The 20,751-nt window shown below is 77.0% G+C and carries 6 protein-coding genes; 1 reads left to right on the forward strand and 5 read right to left on the reverse strand.

Translation table 11 applies throughout. The features are described 5' to 3' along the window. Nucleotides 1–21: 21 nt before the first annotated feature. The 4 genes from ACFCX4_RS05570 to ACFCX4_RS05585 are packed head-to-tail and all read right to left on the reverse strand — an operon-like array spanning nt 22 to nt 18,176. On the reverse strand, nt 22–3,378 hold the full coding sequence (locus ACFCX4_RS05570) for an amino acid adenylation domain-containing protein (RefSeq protein WP_376139147.1): 3,357 nt from the start codon (nt 3,376–3,378) through the stop codon (nt 22–24). Continuing rightward, nucleotides 3,371–6,841, reverse strand: a complete 3,471-nt coding sequence (locus tag ACFCX4_RS05575) for a type I polyketide synthase (protein WP_376139148.1) — start codon at nt 6,839–6,841, stop codon at nt 3,371–3,373. Before ACFCX4_RS05575 ends, ACFCX4_RS05570 begins: the two co-directional genes overlap by 8 nt. Further along, entirely contained in the window at nt 6,838–11,727 is a 4,890-nt protein-coding gene (locus ACFCX4_RS05580) for a beta-ketoacyl synthase N-terminal-like domain-containing protein (RefSeq protein WP_376139149.1), read from the reverse strand. The genes ACFCX4_RS05575 and ACFCX4_RS05580 overlap by 4 nt, the downstream gene beginning before the upstream one ends. Before the next feature lie 5 nt (nt 11,728–11,732). Beyond that, nucleotides 11,733–18,176 carry an SDR family NAD(P)-dependent oxidoreductase gene (locus tag ACFCX4_RS05585; RefSeq protein ID WP_376139150.1) on the reverse strand — a complete coding sequence of 2,148 codons (6,444 nt, stop codon included), beginning with the start codon at nt 18,174–18,176 and terminating at the stop codon, nt 11,733–11,735. A 502-nt stretch (nt 18,177–18,678) separates the two neighbouring features. Between ACFCX4_RS05585 and ACFCX4_RS05590 the strand changes: the two genes are divergently transcribed. Then, nucleotides 18,679–19,329 (forward strand): DNA-binding response regulator, encoded by a 651-nt coding sequence (locus tag ACFCX4_RS05590; protein WP_376139151.1) that lies wholly within the window; start codon nt 18,679–18,681, stop codon nt 19,327–19,329. Between the two features lie 93 nt (nt 19,330–19,422). Here the strand turns inward: ACFCX4_RS05590 and ACFCX4_RS05595 are convergent, their stop codons facing one another. Further along, nucleotides 19,423–20,427 carry a LuxR C-terminal-related transcriptional regulator gene (locus ACFCX4_RS05595; RefSeq protein WP_376139152.1) on the reverse strand — a complete coding sequence of 335 codons (1,005 nt, stop codon included), beginning with the start codon at nt 20,425–20,427 and terminating at the stop codon, nt 19,423–19,425. Nucleotides 20,428–20,751: the final 324 nt, after the last annotated feature.

Genomic DNA, 20,751 nt, shown 5'->3' on the forward strand with positions numbered 1-20,751 from the left:
TCGCTCTCTCGAATCGCTCTCTCAGGGACGGGAGCGGCGCGCGGCCGCCTGGTGCCGCCGGGCGCCGGCCCGGCGTCGGTGCTCCGCGCGCTCGCGCGCGTCCGGACCGGGGGCCGCGGCCGGCTCCCCGTCGGTCCGGCTCAGGTAGGCGGCCAGCGAGGCCACCGTGGGGTGCTGGAACAGTTCGACCATCGACACCCGGTGCCCGGTGTCCGCGGCGAGCTGCGAACGCAGCTCGGCCATCAGCAGCGAGTGCCCGCCGAGGTCGAAGAAGTTGTCGTGGGCGCCGACCCGTTCGACCCCCAGGACCGTGCGCCACAGCCCGGCGAGGGTGCGCTCCAGACCGGCCCCGGGCGCGGTGAACGGCGCGTCCGCGCCCGGCCGGCCGTCGTCCGGCTCGGGCAGCGCGGCACGGTCGACCTTGCCGCTCGGGGTGAGCGGCAGGGCGTCCAGCACCGCGAACGCGGCCGGGACCATGTGGGCGGGCAGCCGCCCGCGCAGATGGGCGGCCAGCTCGGCCGGGCCGGGTGCCCCGGTGCCCCCGGCCACCGTCAGATGGGCCACCAGCCGGACGTCCCCGGCCCGGTGGGCACGGGCCGTCACCACGGCCTCCCGCACCAGCGGGTGCGCGGTCAGCACGGCCTCGATCTCGCCCGGTTCGATCCGGAAGCCGCGCAGCTTCACCTGGTGGTCGAGCCGGCCCAGGTACTCCACCGCGCCGTCCTCGCGGAACCGGGCGAGGTCCCCGGTGCGGTACAGCCGGGCCGCCGGGTCCGGGTCGAACGGGTCCCGGACGAAGCGCTCGGCGGTCAGCTCCGGCCGGCCCAGGTAGCCGCGGGCCAGACCCCGGCCGCCGATGTGCAGCTCCCCGGGGACCCCGACCGGGACCGGCCGCAGGGCCTCGTCCAGCACGTGGACGCGGGTGTTGGCGATCGGCCGGCCGATCGGCACCGGCCGCCGCGGGTCGGTGTCCGGCCGGCAGGTCCAGTGGGTGACGTCGACCGCCGCCTCGGTCGGGCCGTACAGGTTGTACAGCCGGGCCCCGGACCGGGCCAGGAAGCGGTCCTGGAGGTCGCGCGGCAGGGCCTCCCCGCTGCACACCACCCGGCGCAGCGAGGTGCACTCCTCCACCGGCTCCCGCAGGAACGCCTGGAGCATCGAGGGCACGAAGTGCAGCGTGGTGATCCGCTCCTCGCGGACCGTCCGGGCCAGGTAGCCGGGGTCCCGGTGGCCCTCCGGCCGGGCGAGCACCAGGGTCGCCCCGGCGGCCAGCGGCCAGAAGAACTCCCAGACCGACACGTCGAAGGAGAACGGGGTCTTCTGCAGTACCCGGTCGTCCGCGCCCAGCCGGTAGGCGTCCTGCATCCACAGCAGCCGGTTGCGGATCGCCGCGTGCACGTTCATCACGCCCTTGGGCGTGCCCGTGGAACCGGACGTGTAGATGACGTAGGCGAGGTCCTCGCCGTCCACCTCCACCTCCGGACCGGTGTCCGGCTCGTCGCCCGGCGCCGCCTCGAACTCCTCCACGCACAGCACCTCGGCGCCGGCGGCCGGCAGCCGCCCCAGCACCCGGCGCTGGGCGAGCAGCACCGGCACCCGGGCGTCGCGCACCATCAGCTCCAGCCGCGCCGACGGGAGTTCCGGGTCCAGCGGCAGGTAGGCCCCGCCCGCCTTGAGCACCGCCAGCAGCGCCACCACCAGCTCCGGCGAGCGCTCCATGCCGACGCCCACCACGACGTCCCGGCCCACCCCGAGCCGGCGCAGCCGGTGCGCGAGCCGGTTGGCCCGCCGGTCCAGCTCCCGGTAGCCGACGGAGCGCCCCTCGAAGCGCAGCGCCACCGCCTCCGGGCTGCGCCGGGCCTGCTCCTCGAACGCCCGGTGGATCCAGCCGGCGTCCTGCGGCCACTCGCGGCCGGTGGCGTTGAAATCCTCCAGCACCCGGTGGCGTTCGGCCGCCGTCAGCAGCTCCAGCGCGTCGACCGGCCGGTCCGGATCCGCCACCGCCTGCTCCGCCAGCCGGCGGAAGTGCGCGGCCATCCGGGCCACCGTGGACTCGTCGAACAGGTCGCGGTCGTACTCGAACCAGCCGCTCAGCCCGCCGTCCCGGTCGAAGGCCTGGAGCTCCAGGTCGAACCGGGCACCGCCGCTGCGCACCAGCACCTGCTCCAGCTTCGCGCCGCCCAGGGTGAGGTCCGGCACCGCCTCGCGGCCGTAGGCGAAGCTCGCCTGGTACACCGGCGGGCGGCTGAGGTCGCGCGCCCGGTTCAGCTCGCCGACCACCAGCTCGAACGGCACCTCCTGGTGCTCGTAGGCGCCCAGGCAGGCGACGCGCACCCGCTCCAGCACCGCGGCGAAGGACGGCTCGCCGTCCAGCGCGGTGCGGATCGGCAGGGTGTTGACGAAGTAGCCGATCAGCGGCTCCAGTTCGGGCCGGTCGCGGACGGCCGTGGGCACGCCCACCACCACGTCCTGCTGGCGGCTGTACCGGGAGAGCAGCACCGTGAAGACGGCCAGCAGCGCCATGTAGGTGGTCGCGCCGCGCGCGTGGGCCAGCGCGGACAGCTCCCGCATCAGCGGCTCGGGCAGCTCGAACGGCAGCGCGCCGCCGTTGAAGCCCTGCACCGCGGGCCGGGGCCGGTCGGTCGGCAGCTCCAGCGCGGCCGGCGCGCCCGCCAGCCGCTCCCGCCAGTACGCCAGCTGTCCGGCCCAGCGGCCCTGCTCCTGCTGCTCGCGCTGCCAGACCGCGAAGTCGGCGTACTGCACCGGGAGGACCGGCAGCGGCGAGGGCTCGCCGGCGGCGAACGCCGCGTACAGCGCCGCGAGTTCGGAGAGCAGCACCCAGAACGACCAGCGGTCCGAGACCAGGTGGTGCAGCGCCAGCACCAGGACCGACTCGTCCTCGGCGGTGCGCAGCAGCGTCAGCCGGAACGGCGGCCCGCTCTCCAGGTCGAAGGGCTCGCCGACCGCCGCCGCGGCGATGTGCCGGTCCAGCTCGTCGGGCGTGGGCGAGGCCCGGCGCAGGTCGACGACGGGCAGCTCCGGAGCCGCCGCTGCCCGCACCACCTGGACGGGGCGGCCCTCGCGCAGCGCGAAGGAGGTGCGCAGCGCCTCGTGCCGGCGGACCACCTCGGCGAGTGCCCGGCCCAGCACCGCGGCGTCCACCGGGCCGCTCACCCGCACCGCGCCCGGCACCACGTAGGCCGGGTTGTCCGGGCGGACCTGCTCCAGGAACCACATGCCCTGCTGGAACACCGACAGCGGGAAGACGTCCTCGGCCGGCCCGCCGCCGCCCGCCCGCTCCTTCTCGGCGAGCAACTGCTCCAGCCGGGCCCGCTGTTCGGGGGTGAGGGCGGCCAGCCGCCGCTCGATCTCACTCACCGGCCCGCTCCGTCCCGTTCCGGGCGCCCGCGGACTCCCCGGTGACCTGCTCCAGGAGGGCCAGCAGTTCGGCGGAGTCCGCCGCGGCGCCCCCGGCCGCGCCCTCCTCGGGCCGGTCCGCCGCGCGGGCCACCCGGCGGATCGCCGGGCCCTGCTCGGCGCCCGCCTCCAGCGCGCCGGCCACCTGCTCGGCCAGGCTGCGCACCGTCGCGCCCTTGAGGAAGTCGGCCACGGTCACCGTGACGCCGAGCCGGGCCCGGATCTCGTTGCGCAGCTCCACGGCCATCAGCGAGTCCAGCCCGAGGCCGGACAGCGGGGCGTCGGCGTCGACGGTGGCCGTGCGCGAGCCCAGGGCGGTGCGCACGCCCGCCGTGAGCCCGGCGACCAGGGTGTCGACGCGCCGTTCGGCGGGGGTCTGCCGCAGCTCCTCGGCGGTCGGCAGCGCGCTCGCGGCGGCGGCCCGGCCGGGGGTGCCGGGGTGGCGGGCCGGCCGCTCCCGGCCGGCCCGTTCGGCGGTCCTTCCGGCGGCTGGTCCGACGCCTGGTCCGGTCGCGGTCCGTCCGCCCGCGGTCCGGGCCGCCGGACGCCGGGCGCCCGCCGCCCCCGGACCGTCGCCGCCCGGCTCGTGCCAGAGCCGGGTGGCGGCGAACGGGTAGTGCGGCAGCGGCGTGCGCGACCGGGCGTGGTCGCGGTCGAACCCCGCCCAGTCGACCTCGGCGCCCTCGACGTAGAGCCGCCCGAGGCTGCCCAGCAGGATCTCCCAGTCGTCGTACTTCGGCCGCAGGCTCGGCAGCAGCAGCACGTCGTCACCGGTCAGCACCTCGCGGACCAGGCCGAGCAGCGTCGGCGCCGGGCCGACCTCCAGGAAGGTGCGGTGCCCCAGTCCGTGCAGCGCCCGTACCCCGTCGGCGAAGAGCACCGGCTGCCGGGCGTGGCCCAGCCAGTACCCGGTGTCCAGCGGCCGGTCCCACGGCCACAGCCGGCCGGTCAGGTTGGACAGCAGCGGCAGCCGCGGCGGACCGAACACCACCTTCTCCAGGGCGATCCGCAGCGGCTCCAGCACCGGCTCGACCAGCGGTGAGTGCGAGGAGGTCGAGATGCGCAGCCGGCGGACCTCCACACCGCGCGCGGCGAAGACCTCGCGGACCGCGTCCACCACCTCCCGCACCCCGGACACCGTGGTGTTCGCCGGGCCGTTGACGGCGGCGATCGCGATCGTCGCGGGGTCGTGCCGGGCCAGCTCGGCCGCGACCTCCTCCACCGGGGCGGAGACCGCCGCCATCGAGCCGGCGTCGGCGAGCCGCTGGAGCAGCCGGCCGCGCTCCGCCACCAGCCGCAGACCGTCCTCCAGCGGCATCGCGCCGGCGAAGCAGGCCGCGGTGTACTCGCCCAGACTGTGCCCCAGCACGGCGGCCGGCTCCACGCCCCACGAGCGCCACAGCCCGGCCAGCGCGTACTCCACCGCGAACAGACCGGGCTGCGCGAACTCCATGGTGTCGATCAGCGCGGCGTCCGCCGCCGAGGCCGGGTACAGGGCGGAGAGCAGCGGCGCCGGCAGGACGCCCCGCAGGATCTCGTCGCAGAGGTCGAGGGTGCGCCGGAAGGACGGCTGGGTCTCGTACAGCTGCCGCGCCATGCCCGCGCGCTGCGGGCCCTGGCCGGTGAACAGGAAGACCGGTTCGGCGGCCGGCCCGGACCCCGGCGCGGCGGCGCCCCCGTGCGGACCGACCAGCAGCCCCTCGCCGGCGTCGTCCCGCACGAAGTCCGCCAGCCGGTCCGCGAGGTCCCCGGCCGAGGCGCCGACGGCGGCGAGCCGGTGCGGGAAGTGCGACCGCCCGGTGCCGGCCGAGAAGCACAGGTCGGCCGCCGCCTCCGGCGCGGCGTGCGCCAGCCGGTCCTGGTAGCGCCGTGCGAGCTTGAGCAGCGCGGTGCGGCTCTTCGCCGACAGGGCCAGCACCGACAGCGGACGGGCGCCGTCGCCGGCCGGCTCCGGCCGCCCGGACTCCGGCCACCGCGGCGCCTGCTCCACGATCAGGTGCGCGTTGGTGCCACTGAACCCGAAGCTGCTCACGCCCGCCGTCCGCGGCCCTGCGTCGGCCGGCCACGGGGTGAGGCCGGACGGCACGGCGAAGGTGGTCCCCTCGAAGGAGATGTGCGGGTTGAGCTCGCCGAAGTGCAGGTTCGGCGGGATCAGCCCCCGGTCCACGCAGAGCGCGGCCTTGATCAGCCCCGCGATCCCCGCCGCCGCTTCCAGATGGCCGAGGTTCGTCTTCACCGCGCCCAGGTAGAGCGGCGCGCCCTCCGCGCGGCCGTAGACCTCGGCCAGCGCCGCCACCTCGATCGGGTCGCCCAGCTTGGTGCCCGCGCCGTGCGTCTCGATGTAGCCCAGCCGCTCCGGGCCGACCCCGGCGGAGGCCAGCGCGCGGCGGAAGACCTCGCGCTGCGCCGCCCCGTTCGGCGCGGTCAGTCCCGAGCTGCGGCCGTCCTGGTTGACGGCCGAGCCGCGGATCACCGCGAGCACCCGGTCGCCGTCGCGCCGCGCGTCCGAGAGCCGCTTGAGCACCACCACGCCGCAGCCCTCGCTGCGCACGAAGCCGTTCGCCCGCGCGTCGAAGGTCTTGCAGCGGCCGTCGTCGGCGAGCATCTCGGGGAACTGCGAGAAGGAGATCGCGGCGTCCGGGGAGATCACCGCGTTGACGCCGCCCGCCATCGCGAGGTCGCACTCGCCGAGCCGCAGGTTCTGGCAGGCCTGGTGGACGGCGACCAGGGAGGACGAGCAGGCGGTGTCCACCGAGACGCTCGGCCCGCGCAGGTCCAGCAGGTAGGACAGCCGCCCGCTGGCGATGCTGTGGGCGATGCCGGTGCCGGCGTGCGCGGTGATGTCCTCGGGCTCGCGGAACAGCAGCCCGGCGTAGTCGTTGCTGCAGATGCCGAGGAACACCCCGGTGCGGCTGCCGGCCAGCGCGTGCGGGGCCTGCCCGGCGTTCTCCAGGGCCTCCCAGGCGACCTCCAGCACCAGGCGCTGCTGCGGGTCCATGGAGACCGCCTCGCGCCGGGAGATGCCGAAGAACTCGTGGTCGAAGCGGTCGATGTGGTCCAGGAAGCCGCCCCAGCGGCTGCTGTGCCGGCCGGGGGTGCGCGGCCGCTCGTCGTAGAACTCCTCGACGTCCCAGCGGTCGGGCGGGACCTCGCCGATGGTGTCGGTGCCGGCGGCCAGCAGTTCCCAGTAGGCGTCCGGGCCGTTCGCCCCGCCGGGGAAGCGGCAGCCGACGCCGACGACGGCGATCGGCTCGGAGCGCTCCCGCTCGTAGGCGTCGATCCGGCGCTGCATCCGTTCCATCGTCAGGTAGGCGCGCTTCATCGCCGCCGCGGGCGCGGTCCGGCCCTCGGGCGAGTCCGGCGAACCGGCCGCGCCGGGTGTGCCGGGTGTGCCGGCCCGTGTGGTGTCCTCGTGCGTGGTCATCGTCCCTGCCCCCGGTCGGTCGGATCGGCGTCGGTGGTGGCATCGGCGTGGGTGCCGGGGTCGCTGCCGGCGCCGGGGTCGAACTGTTCGAACTTGGCGAGGAGGAGGGCTTCCAGCTCGCTCTCCGTGAGCCCGTCGAGGCCGTCGGGTCCGTCGGGTCCGTCGGCCCCCTCGGGCCGGTCGAACGGGCCGGCCGGCCCGGCCGGGTCGGACGTCCGGTCCGGACCGGTCCGGGCGGCGGCGGGCGCCGGGGGAGGCGTGTCGGCCGCCGGGTCCGCCTCCAGCGCGATGCCCATCCGCTCGGCGAGGAAGGGCGTCAGCGCGTCGAGCGTCGGGTACTGCCACCCGAGCGTCGACGGCAGCGGCACGCCCAGCGACAGCTCCAGCCGCGAGCGCAGCTCCAGGGTGCGCATCGAGTCGAAGCCGAGGCTCGCCAGCGGCGCCGCGCTGTCGATCGCGTCGCCGTCCGCGGCCGGTCCGTCGAGCACCCGGGCGGCCAGCTCCCGGCAGTGCCGGACCAGCACGGCCCGGCGGTGCCGGCCCGGCGCGACCTCCAGCAGCCGCCGGCGCAGCTCCTCGGCGTCCGCGGAGCCCGCGCCCGCCGCGCCGCCGGCGGCGGCCGCCCGGACGATCGACGCCGGGCTGCCCAGCAGCCGGCCGAGCGAGCCCAGCCCGTCGCCGTCCACGCTCAGCGCGGACAGTCCCAGCGCCCGGCGGTGCGCGGCGACCGAGTCCAGGCAGGCGCCGAGCACGCTCTCCCGGTCCGCGCCGGTGGCCGGGTCGCAGAGCACCAGGAAGTCCAGTTCCCGCTCCGCCGAGGCGAGGTGGAGGTTCCACGCCTCCCCGGCCAGGGCCGCGGCGGCCCGCAGCGGGTCGTCCTCGTCGGCGTCGCCGCCGGACGCCCGGGCGAGGTGGACCACCCCGGCCGGTGGTGCCGACCCGGGCGAACCCGCCCCGGCGAGCAGGGCGGCCACCTCCTCGGCCCGGGACAGGTCCGCCACCGGCAGCGTCACCTCGACGCCCCCGGCGCGCAGCCCGGCCACCGCCTCGGCGGCCTGCCCGGCGTCGGAGCCGGGCGGCCGGACCAGGGCGATCCGGCGCGCACCGAGGTCCGCCAGCCGCCGGGCCGCGGCCAGGGCGGCCGGTGCCGTCCCGCCCGTGACCAGATAGCCGGCCCGGGGCCGGACCACCGCCGGGCTCGGCGGCACCGCGATCTCCGGCGCCGGCTCCGGCCGGAGCACCAGCTTCCCGGTGTGCCGGGCCTGCGCCATCGTGGCGAACGCCTCGGACGCCTCGCCGAACGGCCGGACGCTGACCGGCAGCGGCCCGAACTCCCCGTCGTCGAAGCCCCGCACCACCTCCGTGAACAGCTCGGCGAGCAGGTCCGGCCGCGCGTGGAAGGTGTGGTCGAGGTCGACGGCGAACAGGGCGCGGTTCCCCTTGAGGTGGCCGAGGCCGACCTGGCTGTCGTCGAAGATGTCGCGCTTGCCGAGCTCGACGAACCGCCCGCCCGGCGCCAGCAGCGCCAGTCCGCGCCGCAGCGCCTCGCCGGTCAGCGAGTTGAGCACCACGTCCACCCCGCGCCCGTCCGTGAGCGCGGCGATCTCGTCGGCGAAGGCCGTCGAACGGGAGTCCATCACCCGCTCGACGCCGTCCAGTTCGCGCAGGTGCCGGCGCTTCCCGGGCGTCCCGGCGGTGGCGAACACCCGGGCCCCGCGGCGCCGGGCCACCGCCAGCGCGGCCAGGCCCACCCCGCCGCTCGCCGAGTGGATCAGCACCGTCTCGCCCGCCCGCAGCCGGGCCAGGTGGTCCAGCCCGTAGACGGCGGTGAGGAAGGCGATCGGGACCGCCGCCGCCTGCTCGTCGTCGAGGGCCGCCGGACGGGGCGCCACCAGGTGTTCCTCGGTGGTCGCGTACGCCGCGAGCGCGGACGGCACCACGGCCATCACCCGGTCCCCGGTCCGGAAGCGCTCGACGCCCGGACCGACCGCGCTGACCCGGCCCGCGCACTCGACGCCGAGCGGGACGGTCCCGGCGGCGCCGGGGTACGCGCCCATCGCCTTCAGCACGTCGCTGAAGTTCAGCCCGGCCGCCGCCACCTCGATCTCGACCTGGCCCGGCCCGGGCGCGGTCCGCTCCCAGCGCGTCGGGGTCAGGCTGCCGAGGAGCCCCGGCTGGACGGCCAGGATCCGGTGGTTGGTGTCCAGCTCGGGGTCGAACGGCCGCCGCTGCCAGCCGGGTTCGGTGCCGTCGGCGGAGTCCTGGGGCACCCGGACGGGGGTGTACCGGACGGCTCCGCGCAGGGCCGCGGCCTCGCCGGCGGGGCGCAGCAGGACGTCCAGCAGCCGGGCCGGGTCGTCCCGGGCCGGGTCGGGGTCGAGGTCGACGACCAGCGGGCGGGGTGCGTCGTACCCGTCCGCGGCCGGTCCGGCCGGGCCCCACAGGAGCGCCTGCGCCGGGTCGGGGGCCGGGTCCCGCCCGGTGACCCGCTGGGCACCCCGGGTCAGCAGGGTGAGCCGGGGCGCGCCGGGCAGGCCCTCGCCGGCCAGCTCCCGGACCAGCTGCAGGGCCGGGCGGACGGCCCGCGCGTGCTCCTCGGTGAGCGGGAAGGGGGCCCGCCCGGGCGCGCCGGCGGCGTCCAGGCCCCATGCGTAGACCACGCCGGCCCACGGTTCGTCACCGGCCGCGCGCAGCTCCTTGAGCAGGGCGGTGAGGTCCTCGGGACGGCGCGGGTCGAGGGTGTGGTGCAGCGGGTCGAGCCGGCGGGAGCGGTCGCCCGGGGTGACGGTCACCCAGCTGCCGCGCCGGGCGACCAGCTCGGCACCGAGGGCTCCGGCGAGGCCCGGGCGGTCGGGGTGGCCGGTGCGGCCGGGGTGGTCCGCCGGGCCGGTCCCGGTGGTGCGGTCGGCCCGGCCCCCGTCGGCGAACAGCAGCCAGCGGCCGGGGGCACAGGTCGGTGCGGCGGTGCGCTCCTCGGCCGCCCACTCCAGGGCGAACAGGGCGCGCTGCCCGGTGTCCGCGTCGGCGGCGAACGCGGCGGCGGGGGGTACGGGTGCCGGGACGGCCTCCGCCTCGGCGGCCCCCGTGCTCCCCGTGCTCCCCTCGGCCGGTGCGGACCGCGCGGTCCCCTCGGCCGGTGCGGCCTGCGCGGTCTCCGGGGCGTGGCGCCGGCGCTGCCAGGGGTAGCCGGGCAGGTCCAGCACGGCCCGCGGCAGCGCCCCGTCCGGGGCCCCGTCCCCGGCGTCGCCGGCACCGTTCCGCTCGGCGAGTTCCACCCCCGACGGTGCCCCGCCCCCGGCGATCCCGGCGAGGGCCGCCAGCGCGGCGGCCCGGCCGGAGGCGGTGATCCGGGCCAGCCGGCGGTGCCGGGCCCGGCCGGAGCCCGCCGTGTAGGCGAACGCCGGGTAGTCCTCGTCGGCCAGCCCGGTGAGGCGGCCGTGGAGCGCCGAGGCCAGCGCGCGCAGTGCCTCCGGCGTCCGGGCGGACAGCTCGAACCCGTCGACCGGCACCGCCGGCGCCACCGGTGCGTCCTCCTCCCCGGCCGCGCCGACGATCACCTGGGCGTTGGTCCCGCCCATCCCGAAGGCGCTGACCACCGCGTGCCGTCCGCCGCGCTCGGGCCACGGGCGCAGCGTCCCCGGCAGGGTGATGCCGGTGCCCGCCAGGTCGATCAGCGGATTGAGGGTCGCGAAGTTCACCAGCGGCGGGACCTCCCGCCGCCGCAGGCACAGCACCGCCTTGACCAGCCCGATCACGCCGGCCGCGGACTCCGGGTGCCCCAGATTGCCCTTGACCGAGCCGACCGCCAGCTCGGCCCCGCCGTTGCGGCGGCCCAGCGCGGCGGCGATCGCCTCCATCTCGATGGTGTCCCCGAGCGAGGTGCCCGTGCCGTGCGCCTCCACGAGGCCGATGTCGGCCGGGGCGAGCCCGGCGTCCGCCAGCACCGCCTCGGTCAGCGCCACCTCGGACAGCACGTTGGGCGCGGTGAAGCCGGTGGAACGGCCGGTCTGGTTCACCGCCGAGCCGTGCACCAGGGCGTGCACCCGGTCGCCGTCGCGGCGCGCGTCCTCCAGCCGCTTCAGCACCAGCACGCCGCAGCCCTCGGCCCGGGTGAACCCGTTCGCCCGGGCGTCGAACGGGCTGCACCGCCCGTCCGGCGACAGGGTGCCCGCCAGCTGGTGCAGCCGCGTCGCCCGCGGCGACAGCACCAGGTTCACCCCGCCGGCCAGCGCCACGTCGCACTCCCGGCGGGCCAGCGCCTGGCGCGCCAGGTGGACCGAGACCAGCGAGGACGAGCAGGCGGTGTCCACCGTGATCGCCGGACCGGCCAGCCCCAGCGCGTACGCGACCCGGCCCACCGTGAAGCAGTGGCCGTTGCCGCCCGCCCAGTGGGTGTCCAGCTCCCCGCTGTGCCAGTCCCAGTACTCCTGGCCGGTGACCCCGACGAACAGGCCGGTGCGGGCCGCGTCCAGCCGGTCCGGCGGGAGCGCGGCGTTCTCCAGCGCCTCCCAGGCGACCTCCAGCAGCAGCCGCTGCTGCGGGTCGGTGCCCCGGGCCTCCTCGGGGCTCATGCCGAAGAACTCCGCGTCGAAGTCCATGACCTCGTCCAGGAAGCCGCCGGTGTGCGGCAGCCGCTCCCACTCGGCGGCGAACGGCCCGCGCCGGCCGGCGGGCAGCGGGCCCACCAGGTCGCGGCCCTCGGCCAGCGCCGTCCAGTAGCCGTCCAGGTCGGTGATGCCGCCCGGCAGCCGCAGGCCGATGCCGACCACGGCGAGCGGTGCGGCGCCGTTGGCGGCGTCCAGCTGCGCCCGCAGCCTGCGGACGGTGTCCAGCGCCCTGGTGAGCGGGGTGGGCGCGGGCGCGGTGGTGTCGCGCTGCTCCGTCATGGCCGTCAGCCCTCGCCGTCCGTCGCCGTGCCCGCGCCCGCGTCCGAGCCCGCGGGCGCGTCCGGGCCCGACCGCGGCTCCGGCGCCGCGTCCGGGTCGGCGCCGGCGGCGTCCGCCTGCTCGCCGAGCAGCCGCTCCGCCAGCACCGCCGACAGCGCCCGGGGCGTGCCGTACGTCCACAGCAGGGTCGGTGACAGCCGCAGTCCGAACGCCGCCTCCAGCCGGTTCCGCAGCTCCAGCCCCATCAGCGAGTCCAGCCCGAGCGCCTTGAACGGCGTGTCCCGGTCGATCGCCCCGGTGTCCAGCCGCAGCACCCGGCCGGCCAGCTCCTGCACCTTCGCCTCCAGCAGCTCCGGCCACCGCGCCTCGGGCGCGGCGCGCAGCTCGGCCAGGAAGGCCGCGCCCGCGCTGCTGCCGCCACCGCCGTGGCTGGCCAGCTCGCGCAGCGCGCTCCAGCTCTCCAGCGTCACCGCGTCCGGGTACGCCTCCAGGTACTGGCGCAGGTCGATCGGCACGTAGGCGACCACCTGCTCGTCACCGGCCAGGAACCCCTCCAGCGCCCGCCACGCCTCCCCGGTGGAGAACCCGGCCATGCCGCGCTCCGCCAGCCGGGCCCCGCGATTGTCCTCCGCGGCGGCCAGACCGACGTCGTCGAACGGCCCCCACTGCACGCTCAGCGCCGGCCGCCCGCGCCGCCGCCGGGCCACCGCCAGGGCGTCCATGAAGGCGTTGCCCGCCGCGTACGCGGCCTGCCCGGCGTTGCCGAACAGCGCCGCCGCCGAGGAGAACAGCAGGAAGAAGTCCAGCGGGTCGTCCTCGGTCACCGTGTCCAGGTTGAGCGCGCCGTCCACCTTGGGGGCCAGCACCCGCTCCACCTGTCCGGGCGTCAGGTTCAGCACGGTGGCGTCGTCCAGCAGACCGGCCGCGTGCACCACCCCGCGCAGCGGCGGCAGCTGCTCGCGCACCCGGCGCACCGCCGCCGCGTCGGCGACGTCCGCGGCGAAGGTCTCCACGACCACCCCGCGCGCCCGCAGCGCCCCGATCCGGGCCACCGCCTCCTCGCGCGGCGCCGAGCGCCCCACCAGGGCCAGCCGGCCCGCGCCGCGCTCGGCCAGGAACTCCGCCAGCGACAGCCCGAGCGCCCCGAGCCCACCGGTGATCAGATAGGTGCCGTCGCCCCGGAAGCGGCCCTCCCGCTGCGGCTCCGGCGCGACCTCGGTCACCGTCGCCGGGTCCGCCAGCACGAACTTCCCGACGTGCCGGCCGCGCGACATCTCCCGCATCGCCTCGGCGGCCCGCGCGAACGGGTACCGGATCACCGGCAGCGGTGCCAGCTCGCCCGACCCGACCCGCTCCCACACCTCGGCGAACAGCCGGGTGAACAGCGCGGGCCGGCGGGCGATCACCCCGGCGAGGTCCAGCGAGGCCAGGCTGATGCCCTTGCGGAACGCGTCCAGCCCCAGCGTGCGCCCGCCGTAGATGTCGGCCTTGCCCACCTCCACGAACCGGCCGCCCTCGGCCAGCACCTCCAGGCCCAGCGGGATCGCCGCGCCCGTCAGCGAGTTGAGGACCACGTCCACGCCGCGGCCCCCGGTCGCCCCGCGGACCCGGTCCGCCCAGGAGAGGTCCCGGGAGTCGAAGACGTGCCGGACGCCGAGCTCCCGCAGCCGCGCGCGCTTCTCCTCGCCGCCCGCCGTGGCGATCACCTCGGCGCCCAGCAGCCGGGCCACCGCGAGCGCCGCCAGGCCCAGACCGCCGGCCGCCGAGTGGATCAGCACCGTCTCGCCGGGGGCCAGCGAGGCCAGGTGGCGCAGCCCGTACCAGGCGGTGATGGTCACCGCGGGGAAGGCCGCCGCGTCCTCGTCCGCCAGGCCCTCCGGGACGGGCTGCGCGTGGTCGGCGAGCACCGTCCAGTGGGTGGCCAGCGAGCCGCCGCCGGTGCAGGCCACCACCCGGTCGCCGGGCGCGAAGCGGGAGACGCCCTCGCCGGTCCTGGTCACCACGCCGACCCCGTCCAGGCCCAGCAGCCGGGCGTCGGCCGACGGGTCGGGGTAGGTGCCCATCACCTTCATCACGTCGATGAAGTTCAGCGCGGCCGCGGACACCGCGATCTCGATCTCCCCGGCACCGGGCGCGCGGCGCTCCAGCGGGCGGAACGCCAGGCCGTCCCAGGTGCCCTGACGGTCCGGGGCGAGCCGGAACGCCTGCCGCCCCGAGGAGCGCCAGGCGGGCCGGGCCGGGTCCGCCCGGTCGTCCGGCACCGCGGCCGCGCCGCGCACCAGCCGGCCCACCAGCCGCTGTCCGCCGCGCAGCACCACCTGGTCCGCGCCGTCCCCGGCGAGCAGCTCGGCCGCGCACTCCACCGCCCAGCCGGCGTCATCGCCGGCCACGTCCACCAGCACCGGCCGCAGCTCGGGGTGCTCGCGGCGCAGCACCCGGGCGAAGCCCCAGGACAGCGCCGCACCCGGGTCGGCGTCGCCGGCCACCCCCGGCGGCAGCTGCGCGTCGGCGGTCACCACCGCCAGCCGGGGCACCAGCGGGCGGGCCGCGCAGGCCCGCACCAGGGCGGCCAGCGAGAGCAGGCCCGCCCGCTGGGCCGCCTGCCCGGCGTCCGCGCGCGGCGCCAGGAACACCACGCCGGTGAGCCCGTCGACCGACGCCAGCCGCTCCTCCCAGACCTCCGCCGGCCCGGCGGCCCCGCCGTCCGCGACCCGGGCCGGCGCGTCCGCGCCGAGCGCCTCCAGCGCCTCGGCCAGCTCACCGGCGCGCGCCCGTGCCGCCGTGCCGCCGACCGTGTCCGCCGCGCAGACCGCCCAGCGGCCCGGCGCCGCGTCCCCGGCCGCCTCCGGGCGGTCCACCGGCCGGAACTCCAGCCGGTGGATCCGCTCCGCGTCCGCGGCACCGGGATCGGCCGAGGCCGCCAGTGCCCGCATCCGCAGCCCCACCAGGCTCAGCACCGGCCGCCGGTCGGCGTCGAACAGGAAGAGGTCGACCTGCTCGCCGCCGTCCCGGCGCACCGCGTGCGACCACAGCCGGGTCACCGGCTCCGCGAGGTCGTGGTGCAGGTGCACCCGCTCCACCCCGACCGGGACCGCCGCCCCGTCGCCCGGGAACAGCGGGACCGACGCCTGCAGCGCCGCGTCCCACAGCGCCGGGTGCAGCCGGTGCGGGTGGCCGCCGACCAGCAGCCCCTCCGGCAGCCGCACCTCGGCCAGGGTCTGCGCGCCCTCGCCGCGCAGCGCCGTCACGCCCTGGAACAGCGGACCGTAGTTCAGCCCCCGCGCCGCACAGTCCGCGTAGAACTCCGCGGCCCCGGTGGCCTCCGCGCCGAGCAGCCGCTCGGGGAACGCCGGCAGCCCGGGCGCGGTGTCCTCCGCCAGCACCCGCGCCGAGGCGTGCCGCACCCAGCCCTGCCCGCCCGGCTCCAGCGAGGACAGCGTGAAGCTGCCGCCCCCGGTCACGTCGTCCCGCCAGCCCAGCGCGACCGTCACCGGCTCCTCGGTGAGCGTCAGATGGCCGTGCAGGCCGACGTCGGCGAGCGTGCGGTGCGCGCCGCCGGTGCGGGTCAGCGCCGTGCGCAGGGCCAGCTCCAGCATCGCGGTGCCGGGCAGCACCACGGCCTCGTACACCCGGTGGTCGCGCACCCAGGGGAGGTCGGCCGGCGCCAGCTCCAGGGTCCCCGACCAGGCGCCCTGCTCGGTCACCGACGGCACCAGCCGCAGCTCGTCCCCGGCGCCGCCCGCGGTCCGCCTCCGGGCCGGCTCCACCCAGTGGGCGGTGCGCTGCCACGGGTACGGCGGCACCGGCGCCCAGGCGTCCCGCGGCAGCGCGCCGAACGGCTCCAGGCCGCTCACGTAGGCCCGCGCCAGCGACTCCCGGACCATGGCCGGCGAGCCCTGGTCGCGCCGCAGGGTCGGCAGCACCTGCGGCGGGACGGGCCGCTGCGCGGCCAGCTGCTCCAGTGCCGGGGTCAGCACCGGGTGCGGGCTGATCTCCACCACGTGGGTCACCCCGGTGTCGAACAGCCGCTCCATCGCGTCGGCGAACAGCACCGGCCGGCGCAGGTTGTCCACCCAGTACCGGGCGTCCAGCTCGGGCCCCTCCAGCGGGGCCACCCGCACCGTCGACATCAGTCCGACGCTGCCGGGCCCCGGGCGCACCGACCGCAGGGCGGCCAGCAGGTCCTCCTCCAGCGCGTCCATCTGCGGGCTGTGCGAGGCGTAGTCCACGTTGACCAGCCGGCAGAAGGTACCCTCCGCCTCCAGCAACTCCTTGAGCGCCAGGACCAGTTCGGTGTCCCCGGAGAGCACGCAGCTGTTCGGGCCGTTGTTCACGGCCAGCGACACGCCCTCCTCGAAGCCGGACAGCGCCGCCTTGGCCGCGTCCAGCGAGAGGTCGACCGCCAGCATCCGCCCCCGGCCCGAGGTGCGCCGGGCGATCGCGCTGCGCCGGGCGACGACCATCGCGCCGTCCTCGTAGGACAGGATGCCCGCCGCGGTGGCCGCGGTGACCTCGCCCTGGCTGTGGCCGACCACCACGTCCGGTTCGACCCCGGCCGCCCGCCAGACCTCGCACAGGCCCAGCGAGACCGCCCAGAGGGTCGGCTGCAGCATGTCGATCCGCGACAGCCACTCCTCGCCGGCCCCGCCCGAGACCACCTGTTCGAGGTCCCAGTCGACGTACGGCTCCAGGGCCGCGGCGCAGCGGTGGATCACCGCGGCGAACACCGGGTCGGCGGCGAGGAGTTCGCGGCCCATGGCGTGCCACTGCGAACCCTGGCCGGGGAACACGAAGGCGGTGCGCCCCCTGGTCGCGGCACGCCCGGTGAGCAGACCGGTCCCGGTGGCGGCGGGGTCGGCGGCCAGCCGCTCCAGCCGTTCGGCGGCCTCGGCGGGGGTGCCGGCGGAGACGGCGGCCCGCACCGGGAAGTGGTCGCGCCGCCAGGCCAGGGTGCCGGCCACGGCCGGGAGCGCGGCGGCGTCGCCGGTCAGCAGTTCGCGCAGCTCGCCGGCGCGCCGGGCGAGCGCCTGCTCGGAGTGCGCCGACACCGGCAGCAGCACCTCGGCGGCCTGCGTGTCCGGGGTGTCGACGGCGGTCGGCGCGCCGGCGGCGGCCTGCGTGTCCGGGCCGCCCGCCGTGTGCCCGGCCGGCGCCGGCGCCCCGGTCAGCACCACGTGCGCGTTGGTGCCGCCCCAGCCGAAGCTGCTCACCCCGATGAAGACCCGGTCCGGCTCCGGCAGCGCCAGCGGCTCGCGCACCACCGTCAGGTTCAGCTCGTCGAAGGCGATCTCCGGGTTGAGCTCCGCCGAGTGCAGGCTCGGCGGCACCACCCCGTGGCGCAGCGACAGCAGCGCCTTGAACAGCCCCGGGATGCCGGCGGCGGCCTCCAGGTGGCCGATGTTGGTCTTCACCGAGCCGATCGGCAGCGGGCCCGCCGCGGCGCTGCGCCCCTGTCCCAGCACCCGGCCGACCGCGCCGGCCTCGATCGGGTCGCCGACCGCGGTGCCGGTGCCGTGCGCCTCCAGGTAGGCCACCCGGTCCGCCGGGATGCCCCAGTGCCGGTAGGAGTCCCGCAGCAGCCGCTCCTGCCCCAGTGGACTGGGCGCCACCACGCTCTGCCCGCCGCCGTCGTTGTTGACCGCGGTGCCGGCGATGACCCCGTGGATCCGGTCGCCGTCCGCCTGCGCGCGGGCCAGGGTCTTCACGTAGAGGGCGCCGACGCCCTCGCCGCGCACGAAGCCGTTCGCCCCGGCGCCGAAGGCCTTGCAGCGGCCGTCCGGGGAGAGCCCGCCGAAGTACGTCAGCCCGATCGACGCGGTCGGGTCGAGCATCAGCGCGACACCGCCGATGATCGCCGCCTCCACCTCGCCGGCCCGCAGTGCCTGGGCCGCGAGGTGCGCGGCGACCAGCGCCGAGGAGCAGCCGGTCTCGACGACCAGGCTGGGCCCGGTGAGCCCGAGGAAGTAGGAGACCCGGGCGGCGATCATGTCGAGCGCGTAGCCGGGCGCGGTGTGCTGGGTGACGCCGCTGCCGCTCTTGCGCCCGACGTGCTCGTAGTCGTGCCACCCCGCGCCGACGAAGACGCCGGTGCGGCTGCCCGCCAGCGTGCGGGCCGGTGTCCCGGCGTCCTCCAGGGCGCGCCAGGCGACCTCCAGCATCAGCCGCTGCTGGGGGTCGAGCATCTCGGCCTCGCGCGGGGAGATGCCGAAGAAGGTGGCGTCGAACCGGTCGACGTCGTCGAGGAACCCGCCGACGGCCTGGATCTCCCGCTGCGGGTCGAGCTGCGCGGAGGCGTCCCACCGGCTCGCCGGGACGGGGCCGATGGCGTCCTGACGCTCCATCATCAGTCGCCAGAAGGCGTCGACGTCGGGGGCGTCGGGGAACCGTCCCGCCATGCCGACGACGGCGAGGGCCTGAGTCGGGTCCTGGGCCACAGGGTCTGTGTGCATGTCCTCTTCCTCGGGCATCCGTGGTGAGCCGGCTCGGTCGTGGATCGGCACCCGTCCGGGGCGCGTGAGGGCGCGCGGGCGGAGGGGACCCGAGGGCGGCGGAGGGATAGGGGGACAGTCGGGTTCCGGGGGCCGGGCGGGGCTGACGGGCCCCGCGCGGCAGTCGATCACCAGTGCGCATCGTGGTCCTCACCGGTTGCCACCGACAAGGCTTTGACCTGCTTTTACTGACACTTGTCACGTCCCTGGGCCGGGGCGTCGGGTCGGCCCCCGGAGGCGGGATAAGTTGAGGGGTCACCGAATGACACGCGTAGATCCACGATCCGCCGGTCCGGTGGTCGCCGCGGTCCCCGGTCGCACGGTTCCGCGGGTCCTGCTGAGGACATGTCCGCACCCGGACGCCCGGGACCGTCGACGGGGCCCGACGGCCGGCGACAGACTGGAGCGGCGGCCGAAAGATCACCATGAGTTCCGTTCACGGGATCCTCGGGGGAGACCAGTGATGACCATTCGTGTGTTGGTAGCCGACGAGCAGCTGCTGCCGCTGGACGCGATCGCCGAAGTGCTGTCGGGCGTCAAGGGCTTCGAGGTCGTCGGGGCGGTCAACCGGAGTTCGCTGATCGTTCCGGTCGCGGTGCGCAGGAGACCGGACGTCGCCGTGCTGGGCATGGGCACCGCGCACGGCTGCTTCCGCCTGGTGCGGGAGCTGGGCCGGAGGCTGCCCGACTGCCGGGTCGTCCTGATGACCGCCCGGCCCACCCGGACCCTGGTGGACCGCGCCGTGTCGGCCGGGGTGCTCGGAGTCGTCCCCAAACAGACCAAGATCCCGCGCCTGGTCGACGCCATCCGGGACGCCGCCGCCGTCGGCCGGCCGGCCGGAGCGCTCCCGCCCGGCGGCCGCCCCGCCCCCGGGGAGACCGGGCCGCCGCCGAGACCGGCCGCCCCGGCCGCGGTCGCCGAACAGGTGCTGAGCGAGCGCGAACGGGAGATCCTGCGGCTCACCGCGACCGGCGCCTCGGTGAAGGAGGTCGCCCGCGAGCTCTACCTGGCGGCGGGCACCGTCCGCAACCTCACCTCGGGCGCGATGCGCAAGCTCGACGGGCGCAACCGGTTCGACGCCGCCCGGATCGCCACCGAACGGGGTCTGCTGTAGACGGCGCCGACACCTCCGCGGTCGGACCCGGTCGGACCCGGTCGGCGCCGACCGGTGGCGGCCGGGCCCGCCGCCCGGCCCGCTCCCGCCGGACTACGGCACCGCCACCTCCTCCGCGACGGCCGACTCCTGTTCGAGCAGCCCCAGCCGGGTCGCCCGCACCATGGCCGTGAGCCGGTTGTCGGTCTCCAGCAGCCGCAGGATCTCGGCGACGAACCGCCGCACCGTCCGGTCGGAGTACCCCAGGTGACGGGCGATCGTCTTGTCGGTCGCCCCGACGGCCATCATCCGCAGCACCAGCCGGTGGGTCCCGGACAGCGAGGGCGCCGACCCCGCGGCGCGCCGCCGGGTGTACGGCACGGCCGTCGACCAGCTGTGCTCGAAGACCCGGGTGAACAGCTGCGCCAGCAGCCCGCCGTCGATCACCAGGCTGCGCCGCACCCCGCCCGCCTGCGACCGGGTGACCACCTTCTCCTGGTCGACGATGAGCAGGCGCAGCGGCAGCGACTCGGCGGTGCGGACCTCGGCGCCCGCCTCCTGGAGCGCGTCCACGTACTCGACGACCGGCGGACTGCCCAGTGCCGAGGCCGGTGCGATCACCCGGTAGTGCACCCCCCGGCGCAGCAGCTCGACGTCCTCGTGCAGGCTCGGCGGCAACGGCTCCCGCTCGGCCGGCGTCGGCAGCATCACCGCCACCTCCGACCGGCTGGAAGCGTGCAGTTCGCCGAGCCGGCACCGCAGTTGCTCCCGGGAGTCGACCACCTCGACCGCCGGATCCTGTTGCGGGGAGGCGGGAGCGGTGAGCAGACCGTCCGTCAGATCGGCGATCAGGTCCTGGGCGCGGGTGACCTCCGCCAGCCGCTCCCGCTGGTCGGCGACCAGCCGTCTCAGCACCCGCTGCGGCGGGACGGCGGGTGCCTGCGGGCCCCGGTCGAGCATCCCGTTGCCCGCCAACCAGGCCACGGCGTCCCGCACTTCACCGGGATCGGCACCCAGGCTGCGGGCGAGGTCCTCCGGACAGGTGCCGTCCTCGGAGCGGAGAAGCGCGTGGTAGACACGGTACGCAAAGCGAGCGTTGATCCCGGTTGCCGCCGTCATCGCCTTGAACTCCAGCCGTAGGTCCGGTTCGTGAGCGGGCACGCGTGGGTGGGGCAGCGAGGACGTCCCGAACCCCCCGCGGCTCGGGTGGCGACACTACTTGAAGGATTTGACCGGTCAAGGGTGCCCAGGCTGAACACCTGGATCCGCTCGGTGCAGGGAGGACGACGCGCCGCCACCGCACCTCCGGCCCGCCCCGGACCCGGCCCCGCACCCTCGCCCGCCGTTTCCCCGTAGCTCCGCCGGCGTTCCGCCCACCGTCGTGTCGGTGGTCCGGCCGGCGGCCCGGCCCACCGCTTCGCCCGGAGCCGCGCCGCCCCGCCC

Source organism: Kitasatospora sp. NPDC056327, from assembly GCF_042261735.1.
In the GTDB taxonomy this organism is placed as follows: Bacteria; Actinomycetota; Actinomycetes; order Streptomycetales; family Streptomycetaceae; genus Kitasatospora.